General features: G+C 64.3%; 14 protein-coding genes and 1 riboswitch. Of the genes, 11 read left to right on the forward strand and 3 right to left on the reverse strand.

Annotated elements, in window-relative coordinates:
- Nucleotides 1-7: 7 nt before the first annotated feature.
- Nucleotides 8-616, reverse strand: a complete 609-nt coding sequence (locus K0P03_RS25105) for a LysE/ArgO family amino acid transporter (protein WP_023512952.1) — start codon at nucleotides 614-616, stop codon at nucleotides 8-10.
- Nucleotides 617-712: 96 nt separating this feature from the next.
- Between K0P03_RS25105 and K0P03_RS25110 the strand changes: the two genes are divergently transcribed.
- Complete coding sequence (locus K0P03_RS25110; protein ID WP_050746688.1) at nucleotides 713-1,609, forward strand: LysR family transcriptional regulator ArgP; 897 nt, start codon at nucleotides 713-715, stop codon at nucleotides 1,607-1,609.
- Between the two features lie 158 nt (nucleotides 1,610-1,767).
- Here the strand turns inward: K0P03_RS25110 and metE are convergent, their stop codons facing one another.
- Complete coding sequence (gene metE, locus K0P03_RS25115) at nucleotides 1,768-4,119, reverse strand: 5-methyltetrahydropteroyltriglutamate--homocysteine S-methyltransferase (RefSeq protein ID WP_272790912.1); 2,352 nt, start codon at nucleotides 4,117-4,119, stop codon at nucleotides 1,768-1,770.
- A gap of 99 nt (nucleotides 4,120-4,218) precedes the next feature.
- Nucleotides 4,219-4,432: riboswitch (cobalamin riboswitch) on the reverse strand.
- Between the two features lie 100 nt (nucleotides 4,433-4,532).
- On the opposite strand from metE, the gene K0P03_RS25120 reads away from it, so the two are divergent.
- From K0P03_RS25120 to K0P03_RS25160, 9 genes are all read left to right on the forward strand, one after another.
- Nucleotides 4,533-4,865, forward strand: a complete 333-nt coding sequence (locus K0P03_RS25120; RefSeq protein ID WP_272790913.1) for a sugar-binding domain-containing protein — start codon at nucleotides 4,533-4,535, stop codon at nucleotides 4,863-4,865.
- Nucleotides 4,866-5,155: 290 nt separating this feature from the next.
- Nucleotides 5,156-5,659 (forward strand): Lrp/AsnC family transcriptional regulator, encoded by a 504-nt coding sequence (locus tag K0P03_RS25125; protein WP_023515766.1) that lies wholly within the window; start codon nucleotides 5,156-5,158, stop codon nucleotides 5,657-5,659.
- A gap of 3 nt (nucleotides 5,660-5,662) precedes the next feature.
- Nucleotides 5,663-7,207, forward strand: coding sequence for a hydantoinase/oxoprolinase family protein (locus K0P03_RS25130; RefSeq protein WP_272790914.1), 1,545 nt, complete (start codon nucleotides 5,663-5,665; stop codon nucleotides 7,205-7,207).
- A complete protein-coding gene (locus tag K0P03_RS25135; RefSeq protein ID WP_272790916.1) occupies nucleotides 7,204-8,328 on the forward strand; it encodes a DUF917 domain-containing protein in 1,125 nt (374 codons plus the stop codon). The genes K0P03_RS25130 and K0P03_RS25135 overlap by 4 nt, the downstream gene beginning before the upstream one ends.
- A gap of 36 nt (nucleotides 8,329-8,364) precedes the next feature.
- On the forward strand, nucleotides 8,365-9,927 hold the full coding sequence (locus tag K0P03_RS25140) for an ABC transporter substrate-binding protein (protein WP_272790917.1): 1,563 nt from the start codon (nucleotides 8,365-8,367) through the stop codon (nucleotides 9,925-9,927).
- Nucleotides 9,928-9,943: 16 nt separating this feature from the next.
- Nucleotides 9,944-10,966 carry an ABC transporter permease gene (locus K0P03_RS25145; RefSeq protein ID WP_272790918.1) on the forward strand — a complete coding sequence of 341 codons (1,023 nt, stop codon included), beginning with the start codon at nucleotides 9,944-9,946 and terminating at the stop codon, nucleotides 10,964-10,966.
- Complete coding sequence (locus K0P03_RS25150) at nucleotides 10,963-11,802, forward strand: ABC transporter permease (protein WP_023515761.1); 840 nt, start codon at nucleotides 10,963-10,965, stop codon at nucleotides 11,800-11,802. The genes K0P03_RS25145 and K0P03_RS25150 overlap by 4 nt, the downstream gene beginning before the upstream one ends.
- A complete protein-coding gene (locus tag K0P03_RS25155) occupies nucleotides 11,789-12,742 on the forward strand; it encodes an ABC transporter ATP-binding protein (RefSeq protein WP_272790919.1) in 954 nt (317 codons plus the stop codon). The genes K0P03_RS25150 and K0P03_RS25155 overlap by 14 nt, the downstream gene beginning before the upstream one ends.
- Nucleotides 12,739-13,527: an ABC transporter ATP-binding protein gene (locus K0P03_RS25160; protein WP_272790921.1), complete on the forward strand. Its 789-nt coding sequence runs from the start codon at nucleotides 12,739-12,741 to the stop codon at nucleotides 13,525-13,527. The genes K0P03_RS25155 and K0P03_RS25160 overlap by 4 nt, the downstream gene beginning before the upstream one ends.
- Nucleotides 13,528-13,814: 287 nt before the next feature.
- On the opposite strand, the gene K0P03_RS25165 is transcribed toward K0P03_RS25160, so the two are convergent.
- Nucleotides 13,815-14,165, reverse strand: coding sequence for an extracellular solute-binding protein (locus tag K0P03_RS25165; RefSeq protein WP_272790922.1), 351 nt, complete (start codon nucleotides 14,163-14,165; stop codon nucleotides 13,815-13,817).
- Between K0P03_RS25165 and K0P03_RS25170 the strand changes: the two genes are divergently transcribed.
- Nucleotides 14,140-15,438, forward strand: a complete 1,299-nt coding sequence (locus K0P03_RS25170; RefSeq protein WP_272790924.1) for a dipeptide ABC transporter ATP-binding protein — start codon at nucleotides 14,140-14,142, stop codon at nucleotides 15,436-15,438. The two genes, K0P03_RS25165 and K0P03_RS25170, sit on opposite strands and share 26 nt — an antisense overlap.
- The last annotated feature ends 8 nt before the right edge of the window (nucleotides 15,439-15,446 follow it).

Consider the following 15,446-nt stretch of genomic DNA (forward strand, 5'->3'; position numbering starts at 1 on the left):
CTGCCGATCATAGACCGCTGGCGAGCTTGAAGGCGATCAGCCACATTGTCACCGCGACAATCCCCTCCAGCACCCGCCAGGCGGCTGGATTGGCAAAGACCGGCCGCAGCTTCGTCGCACCATAGCCAAGCGAGAAGAAGAACAGAAACGAGGCCGTCACTGCGCCAGCGGCGAAAGAGGATTCCAGGCCGGGAAAGCGCGTCGAGATCGTGCCCAACAATACGACCGTGTCGAGGTAGACATGCGGATTGAGCCAGGTGAGCGCAAGGCAGGTGAGAAGCGCCTTGCCGAGGCCGGCAGCCTTCCCCTCCCCCGCCGAGAGCGCGCCGGAGGAGCGAAAAGCGGAACAGAGGTTTTTTGCGCCATACCAGACGAGGAACGCAGCGCCGCCATAGCGCATCACCGGCTCGAGCCAGGGAAGCACCGCGGCGATCTGCCGGAAGCTGGTGATGCCGATGAGGATCAGTATCGCGTCGGACAGGGCGCAGGTAAGGCAGATGGCGAAGACATGCTCGTTGCGCAGCCCCTGCCGCAACACGAAGGCGTTCTGCGCGCCGATGGCGAGGATCAGGCTGAGGCCCATGGAAAGGCCGGTGACATAGACGGAAAAGCTCATGCGCGGCGGTGCCCCCTCTTCGCTATGTCCCCCATAGCGCCGCAAGATTATTTAGTATAATTAATGCTTCTTACTCCAATTAAGGAAAACTAACTCGTGTTCGACTATTCCGCTCTCCGCGCCGTCGCTGCCGTGGTGCAGTCGGGTAGCTTCGAAAAGGCGGCCGGCCTTCTGGGCGTGACACCCTCCGCCGTCTCCCAGCGCGTCAAGCAGCTGGAAGAACGGCTCGGCACCGTGCTGATCGCGCGCGGCAACCCGTGCACCGCGACGGATACGGGCGAATGGCTCTGCCGGCACATGGAGAATGTCGGCATGCTGGAAAGCGAGCTGCTGCACCAGTTGCCGGCCCTCGCCCCGCCCGACGAAACCCGCAAGGCCGTCACACTGCACATTGCAACCAATGCCGACAGCCTCGCGACGTGGTTCCTCACAGCCATAGCGAACTTCTCGAAGGATGCGCCCTATCTGCTGAATGTCGCGATCGACGACGAAGATCACACCGCCGAATGGCTGCAGCGCGGCCGCGTTCTGGCAGCGGTCACCAGCCTTGAGAAACCGGTGCAGGGCTGTCGCCGCCTGTCGCTTGGCACGCTGCGCTACCATGCGACGGCGAGCCCGGACTTCATGGAGCGGCACTTCCCGGCAGGCGTCACGGTCGAGGCGCTGATGCGCGCGCCGTCGCTCGTCTTCAACCAGAAGGACCGCCTGCAGAACCGCTGGGTCCGCCAGGTCTTCGGGCAGGACCTCGCCTGCCCGGCGCATTGGCTGCCTTCAACGCAGGGCTTCATTGATGCGAGCCTTGCCGGCCTGGGGTGGGGTATGAACCCCGAACCGCTCGCTGAAGCGCATCTGAAGACGGGGCGGCTGGTGGCACTGCGCCCACAGACCCCCCTCGACATTCCGCTCTCCTGGCAGATAAACCGCCTCGCCGCGGATCGGCTGGCCGGTCTCACCCGGGAGGTGACGGCGATTGCCCGGCGTTTCCTCTTGTGACAGGAAGGCAAGCATCCTCCTGAGCCACCGAAACTGCGCGCAAGCCGTCGTGCTCGTTGCTCCGGCCAGCAATACAATTCGCCGGCAGCGGCCAGTGCGACCACGCGGCCCCGCAGACGCCGGGATTGCTCCCGGCATCGTCGATCGGCGCGTGGTGCTCACCGCCCCGAGGCCGCCGCAGCGCGCGACCCGCGCAGCTGCCGCGCCGCTTCCACCATGTTCAGGAGCGCCGGCTTTACCTCTTCCCATTTGCGGGTCTTGAGGCCGCAATCGGGATTGACCCAGATCTGGCGATCCTCAAGACGCTCCCGCGCCAGTGTGATGAGGTCTGCCATCTCCTTGACGTCGGGCACGCGCGGCGAATGGATGTCGTAGACACCGGGGCCGATCTCGTTCGGATACTTGAAGCTCCGGAAGGCATCGAGCAGCTCCATCCTGGAACGGGACGTCTCGATGGAGATAACGTCGGCATCCATCGCCGCAATGGCCGCGATGATGTCGTTGAACTCCGAATAGCACATATGGGTATGGATCTGGGTTTCGTCCGCGACGCCCGCCGAAGAAAGGCGGAAGGATTCGATCGCCCAGTCCAGATAGTGCCGCCAGTCCCTGTGGCGCAACGGCAGGCCCTCACGAAGCGCAGCCTCGTCGATCTGGATCAGCTTCGCACCAGCCCTTTCGAGATCCAGAACCTCGTCGCGGATGGCGAGCGCAATCTGCCGGCAAACCGTGCTGCGCGCAACGTCGTCCCGCACGAAGGACCAGTTGAGGATCGTCACCGGCCCCGTCAGCATGCCCTTCACCGGCTTTTCGGTGAGCGACTGGGCGTGCCGCCACGACCGTACCGTCATCGGGTTGGGGCGGGAGACGTCGCCGAAAATGATCGGCGGGCGCACATAGCGCGATCCGTAGCTCTGTACCCAGGCGCACTGCGTGAAGGCGAAACCGGAGAGCTGCTCGCCGAAATATTGCACCATGTCGTTGCGCTCGAACTCGCCGTGAACGAGCACATCGAGGCCGATCTCCTCCTGCCAGCGGATGGCGTCCTCGGTCTGCTTCTGCAGGAATGCCTCGTAGTCCTTATAGCTGAGGGCACCTTTGGCATGCGCCGACCGCGCCTTGCGAACCTCGCCGGTCTGCGGGAACGAACCGATCGTCGTCGTCGGAAACAGCGGCAGCCCGATCGCCGCCGCCTGCAGGCGCCGCCGGTCCTCGAAGGTATTCAAGCGCTTCTTCATCCCCCCGTCGATACCGGCCATGCGGCCCTGGACGAGGGGATCGGTCACCTTCGGCGAGGAAGCCCGGGCGGTGATCGCCTGCGTGGCATCGTCGACGGCTTGCCGGACGGCATCCTTGCCCGCGGCCAGGCCCCTGCCGAGGATCGCGAGTTCATCCAGCTTCTGGGTCGCGAAGGACAACCAGGCTTTCAGATCCTCGTCGAGTGCCGTCTCCAGGGAGAGGTCGACAGGGACATGCAGCAATGCGCACGACGCGGCGACCTCGATGGCATCGACCCCGCGCACGGCAACGACCGGTGCCAACCGCTCCAGAAGGGCGGCAAGGTCTGCACGCCATATGTTGCGGCCGTCGACGACGCCGAGCGAGAGGGTCCGATCGGGACGCATAGCCGCTGCAACCGCATCAAGCTGTTCCGGAGCGCGCACCAGATCGACATGGAGGCCGGCGACCGGAAGTGCGGCTGCGGCATCGAGATTGTCGCCCAACGACCCGAAATAGGTGGTGAGCATGATCTTCAGCTCAGGAACGGCCGCCGCGAAGGCCGCGTAGGCCACCTTGAAGGCATGGCGCTCGCCTTCGGTCAGGTCAAGGGCGAGGACCGGTTCGTCCACCTGCACCCAGTCCGCACCGGCGGCGTGCAACCGGCGGAACAACGCTTCATAGACCGGCAGCAGCCTTGTCAGAAGATCGAGCGGCTTGAAGGTCGCGGGACGAGCCTTGGCAAGTTTCAGGAACGTGACCGGTCCAAGCACGACCGGACGCGTATGGATGCCAAGCGTCTTGGCCTCCAGGAAATGATCGACCGGCTTCTGCCCGGTCAGCGTGAAGACCTGATCCTCGCAAACCTCCGGCACCATGTAGTGGTAGTTGGTATCGAACCACTTGGTCATTTCGAGCGCGGGAACGCCGTGGCCGTGATGGGCATGGCCGCAACCGGCGTGCCCCCCCTCCTGGCTGCCGCGCGCCATGGCGAAAGAGACGGACAGCGGCACGTCGCCGCCCTCCCAGCCATAATCCGCCGGGATTGCGCCCACCATGACCGCGGTATCGAGCACATGGTCGTAGAAGGAGAAGTCGTTCGAGGGGATTTTGGTGATCCCGCGATCGCGCTGGAGCATCCAGGCTTCCGCCCGCAGCGTCTTCGCAGTTTCAAGAAGATCGTCTTCGGTGATCCTGCCGGACCAGAAACCTTCGAGCGCGAACTTCAATTCGCGGTGGCGACCGATGCGCGGAAAGCCGAGAGAGCCGACCGAGAGAGTTTTGTTGGACATTGTCATACCCCATTGGTTGGTGGGGGCATGGGTAAGCGGACGCGTGCGGCCATCCCCGTCAAAGACGGACCGCAGCAACCACCGGGACACCCCGCCCGTGGACGTTGTTTCGTCTTGGCAGGTCTCCTGGCTCACGGGTCGTCACTGCTGTCCGTCTTCCCAAGGCAGGCGCCTCAGTGACATCCTGGACAGCGGCTCACCGCTTACAGTTGCGGGGGCAGCCCCGGCATTGCCGAATGATCGGCGCACCGGATTCCCTCTTAGCCCTGGAGAGGCAGAACCGCTCCAGGGAACCACGACATCAGGACTTCATGGTATCCGGGCCAGATTGTCAATAGACATAAAGAAATACTTATGTCTTTATGTATTTTTCATCATCCTGGAACTACCCCCGCCCCCTCGAGGGCCTGAGCGTGGTGCAGGTCACCGGCGCATCTGCGGGAAACCGGGAACTTTCCGCGGATTTCTGCGCGGCCATCATGGTGCAATCTCGGCGCCGCCGCGGTCTTGATTTGCCGCTTCATCGATGGCGAGGACGGCAGATTGCCGACGATTTCGACAACCGCGTCATCGGCATCGAACTCGACGATCTGCTCAGCTTCCCGCGGCGGCTGTGCGTGGCCGGCGACGCCAACAAGACGGATGCTATCCGTGCCGTGCTCAAGGGCGGCCATGCCACCCATCTCGTCACCGACATGGCATCCACCGGGCAACTGCGTCAGGATCAGGCACCCGACGAGTGGTGACAAGCACCAAGCGCGGAAGGCAGCCGTGCCGGGGTCGCCCCACCTCAGCGCCGCCTGGTGCGCTCGCCTGCCTTGACAGAGATCCCCTCAAAAGGATCAGCAAACCCTAGCGCGCCACCCAGACGACACGTCATGGCACTCCGCTGATTTCCGATTCGGCAACAAATCGTATGCCAAGGACCATATCCGGGTCATTTTCGGAAAAATTCACCCTATGCGGCTGAAATATTCTTGACACAATTCCGTTTCGGAAATTTACTGCTCAAAACAGGCCGAAATGGAAACGCCCCATGACACAGCGTTATGTCGTTGACGATCTGGACCGCGAGATCATCCGTTATCTCTCCGAGGACGGGCGCCTCTCGGCGGCAGAAATCGCTGGCCGGATCGGCAGCGTCTCCGAACGCACGATCCGTAATCGCATCGCCGCCCTGCTCCAGGCGAAGATGATCGTGATCGGCGCCATTCCCGATCCCGTGGCGCTCGGACGTGACGTGCAGGTCGAGCTTCTGATCGAGGTCGAAGCCGGCAAGATAGAAGACGTTGCCATCCAGCTCGCGGAGTACGAGGAGATCGGCTACCTGGCCGCGACCAGCGGCACAGCCAATCTCAGCGCCTCGCTCTTCGTCGCCGATCACGCGGCGCTTCTCGAATTCATGGATCAGGAACTGGGCAAGCTGCCCGGCGTCAAACGCGTGACGAGTTCGGCGGTCCTGCGGCTCTACAAGGTATTCGGCACGAGAACCACCGCGATCGGCCGCGGCACGGACCTCGGCGGCAAGAAGAAAGGATAACCCATGTTGCGCATTGGGGTGGATGTGGGCGGGACCAATACGGATGCGGCACTGCTGCGCGGCACCGATGTTCTGGCAACGGTGAAGGCCTCGACCACGGCGGACGTGACCTCTGGCGTCGGCGCGGCAATCCGCACGGTGCTCGCCGAAGCGGGCATCACCGCCGCCGCCGTCAACGCTGTCATGATCGGCACGACGCATTTCCTCAACGCCGTCGTCGAAGGGCGCCATCTTGAAAAGGTCGGTGTTCTCAGGCTTTGCGGCGCAGCGACGCGCTCTCTGCCGCCGATGATCGACTGGCCCGACACCCTGCGTCCCATCGTCGAAGGCGGCGCAGCCATGGTGGGCGGCGGCGTGAACTATGACGGCTCCGAAATCGCCCCACTTGATGTGGCCGCAGTCCGTGCCGCCTGTCGCGACTGGCGTGCCAAAGGCATCTCCGCCGTCGCGATCTGCTCCGTCTTCGCCCTGGTGGATCCTCGCATGGAAAACGAGGCGGCCGAAATCGTTGCCGAGGAAATGCCGGACGCCGCGATCAGCCTGTCGCACCGTGTCGGCCGTACCGGCCTTCTGCCCCGCGAGAACGCCACGATCCTCAACGCAAGCCTGCACAAGCTCGGCCACGAGACCATCGGCGCCTTCCGCTCGGCCTTCGTCGCACTCGGCCTCGATTGCCCGCTCTACCTCACCCAGAACGACGGCACGTTGATGGCGGCGGACTTCGCCGAGCGCTATCCGGTCTTCACCATCGCCTCCGGCCCGACCAACTCCATGCGCGGAGCGGCCTTTCTGACCGGACTGTCCGACGCCGCGGTGATCGATATCGGCGGCACCACCACCGATATCGGCATGCTGGTCGCCGGCTTCCCGCGCACCCGCAGCGAAGGGGCGATGATCGGCGGTGTGCCGACCAATTTCCGCGTGCCGGACGTCTATTCCTTCGGCCTTGGCGGTGGCAGCATCGTGCGGTCCGGACCGCCCTCGACAGTCGGCCCGGATTCGGTCGGCTTCCGCCTGCCGGAAAAAGCACTCTGCTTCGGTGGCGACACGCTGACGGCGACGGACATCGCAGTGGCCGCCGGCCTCGTCGATCTCGGGGACCGCGACCGGCTCAGCCATATCACACCCGAATTCGCCCGACAGATGCTGGCGCAGATGAAAGCCAGCATCGAGACGGTTCTCGACCGCATGAAACCGAGCGCCGAGCCGATCCCGGCTATCCTCGTCGGTGGCGGCTCGGTGCTCGTGGAAGGGCTGCTGGAGGGCACCTCGGTGTCGCTGAAGCCGGATCATTTCGGCTCCGCCAATGCGATCGGTGCAGCCATCGCGCAGGTCTCCGGCGAAGTGGACAGCGTCGTCTCCCTGGAAGGCACGACACGGGAGAAGGCGCTGGACTCCATCGTTGCCGAAGCGCGCGCACGCGCTGTCGAAGCGGGTGCAGCGCACGAAACGGTGAGCCTTGCCGAAATCGAGGAAACGCCGCTGGCCTACCTGCCCGGCAACGCCGTGCGCATCGCGGCGAAAGTCATTGGAGAACTCAGGGCATGAAGTACTGGACGCTCACCGAGGCGGATATCGACCGCATCGCCATCGGCTGCGGCATTCTGGGCACCGGCGGCGGCGGCAGCACCTATCATGCGTCGCTGCGTGCCAAGGCACTGCTGCGCGAGGGCAAGCGCATCCGCATGGTGCGCCCGGCCGACATGACGCCCGACGCACAGATCATCGGCATCGGCGGTATCGGCGCGCCGACCGTCGGCATCGAGAAGATCGCCGAAGGCGCTGAGGGTGTGCGGCTGCTCCATGCCCTCGAACACCACATGGGCCGCAAGGTCGATGCGCTGCTCGGCGACGAGGTGGGCGGCGGCAACGGCCTTTCACCCATGCTGACCGCCGCCATGGTCGACCTGCCTGTGGTGGATGCCGACGGCATGGGCCGCGCCTTCCCCGAAGTGCAGATGACCACATTCTTCATTCACGGCCAGCCCGTCCAGCCAGCGGCGCTGGCCGATGCGGACGGCAACGTCCTCATCGTCACCGAGGCGACCACGCCGAAGATGCTGGAGAAGTTGCTGCGCGCCAGCACGATCGCCATGGGCTGCACGGCATTGATGACGACGGCGCCCATGTCCGGCGACTTCGTGCGCCGCTACGGCGTGCCGCACACGACGAGCCAGGCCTGGAGCCTCGGCGATGCCGTGCTGAATGCCCGCGCCGCCAAGGAAGATCCGGTGGAAGCGATCCTCAGGCAATCGGGCGGCGTGCGCCTGATGCGTGGCAAGGTCACCGATATCGCCCGTCGCATCGCAGCCGGTTTCAACCGCGGCACACTCACCGTCGCCGGGCTTGACGACGATGCCGGCCGCTCGATCGCCATCGAGATCCAGAACGAATATCTGATCGCCCGCGAAGGCGAGGACATCATCACCATGGTGCCGGACCTGATCTGCATCGTCGATTCCGAGACCGGCCGCGCCATCGGCACGGAGGAATTGCGCTACGGCCTGCGTATCGACGTGCTCTCCATGCCGGCCCCGGTGCTGCTGCGCAGCGCGATCGCGCTTGAATCCGTCGGTCCTCGTGCATTCGGTTATGATTTTGATTTCGTGCCACAGGGCATCAGCACCGATGCCCTCGCCGTCCCCCAATACATCGAAGAAGGCGCCTGAGCGTCCACCCCGGCCAACCTCCATGGGAGAACGAAAATGAATCGCCGCAATTTTCTGAAGACAACGGCCCTCGCAACCCTCGCTGCCGCCGGCGCGCGCTGGAACTTCGCCATGGCGGAAGGCGCTGGCAGCATCTTCACGCTTGCCTGCCCGACCAGTTTCCCGGATCTCGACCCCGCCACCTCGTTCTCCAACGACGGTGCGGTGCTCGCCAATGTCTATGAGGGCCTTGCCCGCTACATTCCGGCGACCGACACCGAGGAGGCGAAGATAGAGCCCCTGCTTGCCACCGGCTGGGACGTGAGCACCGACGGCAAGACCTGGACCTTCACCCTCCGGGACGGCGTGAAATTCCACGACGGTAGCCCGCTCACCTCCGAAGCCGTCAAGGGCTCGATCGAGCGCACCAAGAAAATCGGTGGCGGCGCATCCTTCATCTGGGGACCGGTGACCTCCATCGAAACGCCCGAGCCGTTGAAGGTCGTCTTCCAGCTTTCCGAACCGCAGCCACTCGACCTCATCGCCTCGGCAGGCTTTGCCGCCTGGATCTACGCCCCCTCGGTCCAGGACAAGGACAACGCCTGGTTCAACGCCGGCAACGATGGCGGCACCGGCCCGTTCAAGATCAGCCGCTACGAGCCGGGCCAGCGCGCCGTACTCGACCGCGCAGACGGCTACTGGGGCAAAGTGCCGGAAAACGGCTTCAAGACCGTGTCGTTCGAGATCACCGAGGATGCAACGCTCGCCCAGAACATGATCGAGAGCGGACAGGCCGACTGGACCTACAGCCTGCCTTACGAGAACCTCGAGGCGCTGAAGTCCAATCCGGACCTCAACGTCGTCATCAATCCATCCTTCGAAACGCTGTTTGGCCTCTACAACGTCAAGCGCGCGCCGCTCGACAAGGTCAAGGTGCGCCAGGCCCTGTCGCTCGCCTTCCCCTATGACGACGTGATCACCGCTGGCACGAGCGGTTTCGGTACGCGTGCCAAGGGTGTCGTTCCCGCCGGCATCTGGGGCCACGACGCCCAAGCGCCCATCCCGAAAACCGACCTCGAAGCTGCCAAGGCGCTGCTTGCGGAGGAAGGCATCGAGCCCGGCCTGGAACTGACGATGACCTATTCCTCCGCGCAAGCGATCGAGGCCGTTGCGGGCGAACTCTGGAAGGCCAACCTGGAAACGCTCGGCATCACGCTGAAACTGCAGCCGATGGCCTGGGAGGCCCAGTGGCAACTCGGCAAGTCGAGCCCGGAAGCCGCGCAGGACATTTTCGTCATGTTCTGGTGGCCAACCTTCGTTACGCCTTACGATTATCTCTTCAACCTGTTTCACAGCGAGGAAAAGCCGAACTTCAACCTCGGCTACTACTCCAACCCCGAGGTGGATGCCAAGATCGAAGAGGCGGCCAAGCTCTCGGGCACCGACCGCCCGCGCGCAGAGGCCCTGTTCATCGAAGCGCAGCGCAAGGTGATCGAGGATGCGGCAGCGATCTTCATGCTGGATCAGCCCAACGTCCATGTCATCCGCTCGGACATCAAGGGCTATGCGGACAACCCGGCCTACGGGCACATCACCTTCGTCAACGAACTGAGCCGGTAGGGCGCGTGGGGGTCTGATGGAACTTCTACGCTATATCCTGCGCCGCACGGTCCTTTCCGCCTTCGTGGTGGTGGGCGTGACCTTTCTGGTCTTCGTGGTGGCACAGGTGGTTCCTTCGGATCCCGCAGCACTCTATGCAGGGCCCCGCCCTACGGCCGAGCAGATCGAGAAGGCGCGTCAGGAACTGAACCTCGGCGCGTCCCTTCCCGCCCGCTTCGCAACGTTTGCCACAGCCATGGCATCCGGCGACTTCGGCATCTCCTACAAGTCGCGGCGCCTCATTGCCGAGGATCTGCGGGCCTATCTACCGGCGACCCTTGAGCTTGCGATCTTCTCCACCGGCCTTGCGCTGCTGATCGGCATTCCGCTCGGCGTCGTCGCAGCAGCACGGCAGGGCCGATGGCCGGACAGGATCGGCAGCTTCGGCTCCATCGCGGCCGTCGCCATGCCGACCTTCTTCCTCGCGATGATCCTCCAGCTCATTTTTGCTCAATGGCTGGGTATTCTGCCGCTTTCCGGGCGCCTATCGCGCGAGATATCGATCTCCGCACCGCTGCCGATGGTGACCGGCTTCAATATGATCGATGCGCTGCTCGCCGGCCGGCTGGACGCCTTCGGAAGTGCGCTGACCCATCTGATCCTCCCGGCCCTGACACTGGCCTCCTATCCGGCCGGCGTTGCCATGCGGCTGACGCGCTCGGCGATGATCGAAATCCTCGAACGCCGTCATGTTGTCGCCGCTCGCGCGCTCGGTCTTTCCGAACCGCGCATCCTGTTCGGCCATGCATTGCCCAACGCCATGGGGCCGGCATTGACGGTGATCGGCCTTTCCTTCGCCTACGCTCTGACGGGCGCGGTCCTGGTGGAGATCATCTTCGCCTGGCCAGGCCTCGGCCGCTATGTCTCCGAAGCGATCCTCGCCAAGGATTTCCCCGTCATCGCTGCCGTCACCATGGTGGTGACGATCTGCTATGTCGTGATGAACCTCTTGATCGACATCGCCCAGGCTCTGGTCGATCCACGGGTGGCGCTCTCATGAAGAAGCTCGTTCAACGCCTCGGCTGGCCTGGCACCATCGCGCTTGCGGTCGTCGTCCTTTTCTTCGCCGTCGCCATTCTGGCGCCCTGGATCGCGCCGTACCCGGCGCAGGGCGCCGGCGCACCCAATGTGGCAGCAAAGCTCTCCCCGCCATCCGCGGACTACTGGCTCGGTACGGACCATCTCGGCCGCGACATCCTGAGCCGCATCATCTACGCCACCCGCATATCCCTCACAAACGGCGTGCTGATCGTCGCCTTCTCGCTGCTCATCGGTCTGCCGGTCGGCCTCGCAGCCGGCTATTTCGGCGGCTGGATCGACGAGGCGCTGATGCGCGGCACGGACGTCTTCCTTGCCTTCCCAGCACTGCTACTGGCGGTGCTGATGGCCGCAGCGCTTGGCCCGGGCTTCCTTAACAGCGTCATTGCCGTCGCCGTAACCTGGTGGCCCTGGTATGCACGTCTCGCCCGGGCGGAAGTGCTGGTGTTGCGTGGCCAGCCCTATGTCGAGGCCGCACGGCTTGCCGGCGTCTCCCATCCGCGCATCATCATCCGCCATATCCTGCCGGCGACCGGGCGCCCGCTGACCGTGCAGGCTGCGCTTGACGTCGGGCCGGCGCTGCTGACGGCCGCCGCACTCTCCTTCCTCGGCCTCGGTGTGCTGCCGCCGACTGCCGACTGGGGCCAGATGGTCGATGCCGGCCGGAAGTTCTTCCCGGCGCGCTGGTGGTACTCGGCCATGCCCGGCATGACCATCTTCATCATCGCACTCGCCTTCAGCGTGCTCGGTGATGCGTTACGCGACCGCAAGGGAGGTGCTGCCCGTGGCTCTGCTTGATGTCCGCAACCTCTCCGTCAGCATCCCAACACCCGACGGCGACGTCCATGCCGTACGCTCGGTCGATCTCCAAATCGAGCGCGGCCAAATCCATGGCGTGATCGGCGAATCCGGCTGCGGCAAGACCATGACTGGCATGGCAGCGCTCGGCCTTGTGCCGAAGGGCGCCCGCATCGCTGCCGACCGATTCCATTTCGACGGCGAAGACCTCCGGGAAAATGCCCGGGGGTTGCGCGGCCGACGGATCGGCCTCATCTCGCAGGATCCGGCGGCCGCGCTCAATCCCGTGCTCAGCATCGCCCGCCAGCTCGACGACGTGATCCGCGCCCATCGCGACCTGCCCCGGCCGGTCCGCCAAGCAGAAGCAACGGCGCTGCTGGCCGCAACCGGCCTTCCAGACCCGGAAAAGGTGCTGAAGAGCTACCCGCACCAGCTCTCAGGCGGCATGCAGCAGCGCGTGGTCATCGCCCAGGCACTGGCGACCGGTGCAGATTTCCTGATTGCCGACGAGCCGACGACGGCACTTGACGTTTCGGTCGGCGCGCAGGTGCTGGCGCTTCTGCGCAAACTCGTCAACGAGCGCGGCCTCACGGTACTGATGATTACCCATGACATGGACGTCATTGCGGAGGCCTGCGACCGCGCCACCGTGCTCTACGCTGGGCGTTCCGTCGAAACGGGGCCGGTCGGTGCGATGCTCCGGCACCCCGCCCATCCCTATACGCGTGCCCTGCTTTCGGCCCTTCCCGATGCCGCGCCGCATGGCGCGCGCCTCGCCGCCATCGACGGCTCCATCCCACCGCCGCGGTCTGTAATTGTCGGCTGCGCCTTCGCCCCACGCTGTCCGCAGGCGATGCCCGTCTGTTCTGCCACGGCGCCGCCGGGACGCCGTCGTGATACCCACCACTGGCTCTGCCATCTACCGGAGGATGCGGCGTGACTTCGGCCCCCATTCTCGACATCGACACGCTTATCATCCGCTACCGCACCGGCCTCTTCGCCGCACATCCGAAACCGGCGGTCAACGGCGCGAGCTTCCGCCTTGAACAGGGGGAGACGCTGGGCATCGTTGGAGAAAGCGGTTCGGGCAAAACGAGCCTGCTGCGTGCCATTCTCCGGCTGCTACCGGTCGAAAGCGGTACGATCCGCCTGGAAGGTCAGGACTGGCTGGCCCTGAAGGGCGATGCGCTCCGCCAGGCGCGGCAGAAGATCGGCGTCGTCTCGCAGAATCCCTTCCTGTCGTTGAGCCCGCGGCTGACCATCGAAGAAATCCTTGCCGAACCCATGCTGGCGGCAGGCAGGCGCAATGGCCCTGCAATGCGCGAAAGGATCGCCGGGCTTCTCTCCGACTGCGGCCTTCCCGCCGACTTCCTTGGCCGGCGCGCCCGCGAACTGTCGGGCGGCCAGGCACAGCGCGTCGCCATTGCGCGGGCACTGGCATTGGAACCTCACCTGCTTGTCCTCGACGAGCCGACATCGGCGCTCGATGTCTCCGTACAGGCACAGATCCTGAACCTGCTCTCCGATCTCAAGGCCAGCCGCGGTCTCTCAATGCTCTTCGTCACCCACAACCTGAAGGTCGTCGCGCATGTTTCCGACACCCTGCTCGTCATGCGCCGCGGCGACGTCATCGAGTTCGGCAGGACCGAGGACGTGATCCGCGCGCCCACCGCGGCCTATACCCGTGAACTGCTCTCGTTTGGACGCAAAGCGGTTTCCACCTGACCAGGTGCGTGCTCTTGACCGGATGAAGACGGGCGGCACCAAAGCCTTTTCACCTGTTCAAAGGTGCCAGCAGGGCATCGAGAGCATGGACTTTCCAGCCTTTGCCGGAAGGTACAGCGAAGCGCTGCCTGTCCTTGTCCCACAACGATTTTAGGACTGTCGATCGGGACGTTCATGGGTGGACATGCCACCGGTGCCGCGCGGCTGGAAGAAGGTGATACGCATTGTGTCTACTTTTCACAGTGTCGGGCACGACGAAAGCCGTGCCCGTCTCTTCGATCCCGAACTCAGCCTTTCAGGCGGGTCCAGATACGGTCGCGCAGTTCGCGCGCCTTGCCGGTGCAGTCCTGCGTCGGCACGAGGCGCGAGGCGAATTCCTCCGGCATGTTGATCGCGTCCATCTTGCGCCATTGTTCGCTGAGGAACTGGTCGGCCTGGGTGGCATTGGCATAGGCGATGGCGTTGGAGACGGCAGCGGCGTTTTGCGGGGCCATCATCCAGTTGATGAAAATCTTCGCGTTTTCAGGATGAGGCGCGTTTGCCGGCACCGCGAAATTGTCGCGGAACATCGGCGTACCCTCCTTCGGATATCCGCACGAAATGTCCGGCGGCATGCGCCAGCGCGTCATGATCGCCATGGCGATCCTCTGCAAACCCGACCTCCTGATCGCGGACGAGCCGACCACGGCGCTCGACGTGACCGTGCAGGCCGAGATCCTCGCATTGCTGAAGACGATCCAGCGCAAGACTGGCATGGCCATCCTGCTCATCACCCACGACATGGGTATCGTTGCCGAGATCGCAGACAGGGTCGTGGTTATGCTGCACGGCAACGTGGTCGAGAGCGGCGATGTCGCCGCCATCTTCAACGCGCCCCGGCATGAGTATACCCGCCGGCTGCTCGACGCGGCGCCCAAGCTCAGCCTGCGCCTGGAAACCGGCGTCGAACCGGTATCGAGCCCGGCAGCGCAGCCGGCGCCCGAAATACCGCGCGAGCCGAGCGCAGTTCTGAGCGTTCGCAACCTCGTGACACGTTTTGCCGTGCGCCAGGGCATGTTCCACCGCGTGGTGGCGAATGTCCACGCGGTGGAAGGCGTCTCCTTCGACCTCAAGGAAAAGGAAACGCTCTCGCTGGTGGGAGAAAGCGGTTGCGGCAAGTCGACTACCCGCAGAAGCATCATGCGGCTGATACAGCCCGACAGCGGCGAAATCCTGCTGCAGGGCAAGAACCTGCAGGAAATCAGAGCATCGGAGATGGTGGACATGCGCAAGCGTATCCAGATGATCTTCCAGGATCCCTATGCATCGCTCAATCCCCGCATGTCCGTCGAACAGATCGTCGCCGAACCGCTGCACATCCACCGGGTGGGAAGCGCGGCTGAAATCCGGGACCGGGTCTTTACCCTGCTCGAAAGGGTGGGTCTCACGCGGGCGCAGGCAGAACTTTATCCCCACCAGTTCTCCGGCGGCCAGCGGCAGCGCATCTGCATTGCCCGGGCCCTCGCACTGAACCCCAAGGTGATCATCGCCGACGAGCCAGTCTCTGCGCTCGACGTGTCGATCCAGGGGCAGATCCTCGACCTTCTTGCGGAGCTTCAGGAGGAGTTTTCCATCTCCATCCTGTTCATCTCCCATGACATGGCAGTGGTCGAACGCGTCAGCGACCGTATCGCCGTCATGTATCTGGGAGAGATCATCGAGATCGGGCCGCGCGATGCTGTGCTCGGCTCACCGGCCCATCCCTACACGCGGCGGCTTCTGGACGCCGTGCCGATCGTGCACCCCGATCACCGCCGCGAGCGTATGCTTGCGGCACGGGAGCTCAAGAGCCCGATCCGTCCGGTGGGATACCGGCACGAAGCGGTGCCAATGACAGCGGTCGGCGTCGGACACTACGCGCGTCTGGCCTGATCGGTGCG

It is taken from the genome of Shinella sp. HY16 (genome assembly GCF_028534175.1).
Lineage (GTDB): Bacteria > Pseudomonadota > Alphaproteobacteria > Rhizobiales > Rhizobiaceae > Shinella.

Coding starts and splice junctions, on each gene's coding strand:
- K0P03_RS25105 (WP_023512952.1), bottom strand. CDS start 616: ATGAGCTTTTCCGTCTATGTCACCGGCCTTTCCATGGGCCTCAGCCTG.
- metE (WP_272790912.1), bottom strand. CDS start 4,119: ATGTCCAACAAAACTCTCTCGGTCGGCTCTCTCGGCTTTCCGCGCATC.
- K0P03_RS25125 (WP_023515766.1), top strand. CDS start 5,156: ATGACACAGCGTTATGTCGTTGACGATCTGGACCGCGAGATCATCCGT.
- K0P03_RS25130 (WP_272790914.1), top strand. CDS start 5,663: ATGTTGCGCATTGGGGTGGATGTGGGCGGGACCAATACGGATGCGGCA.
- K0P03_RS25135 (WP_272790916.1), top strand. CDS start 7,204: ATGAAGTACTGGACGCTCACCGAGGCGGATATCGACCGCATCGCCATC.
- K0P03_RS25140 (WP_272790917.1), top strand. CDS start 8,365: ATGAATCGCCGCAATTTTCTGAAGACAACGGCCCTCGCAACCCTCGCT.
- K0P03_RS25145 (WP_272790918.1), top strand. CDS start 9,944: ATGGAACTTCTACGCTATATCCTGCGCCGCACGGTCCTTTCCGCCTTC.
- K0P03_RS25150 (WP_023515761.1), top strand. CDS start 10,963: ATGAAGAAGCTCGTTCAACGCCTCGGCTGGCCTGGCACCATCGCGCTT.
- K0P03_RS25170 (WP_272790924.1), top strand. CDS start 14,140: ATGCGCCAGCGCGTCATGATCGCCATGGCGATCCTCTGCAAACCCGAC.
- K0P03_RS25165 (WP_272790922.1), bottom strand. CDS start 14,165: ATGGCGATCATGACGCGCTGGCGCATGCCGCCGGACATTTCGTGCGGA.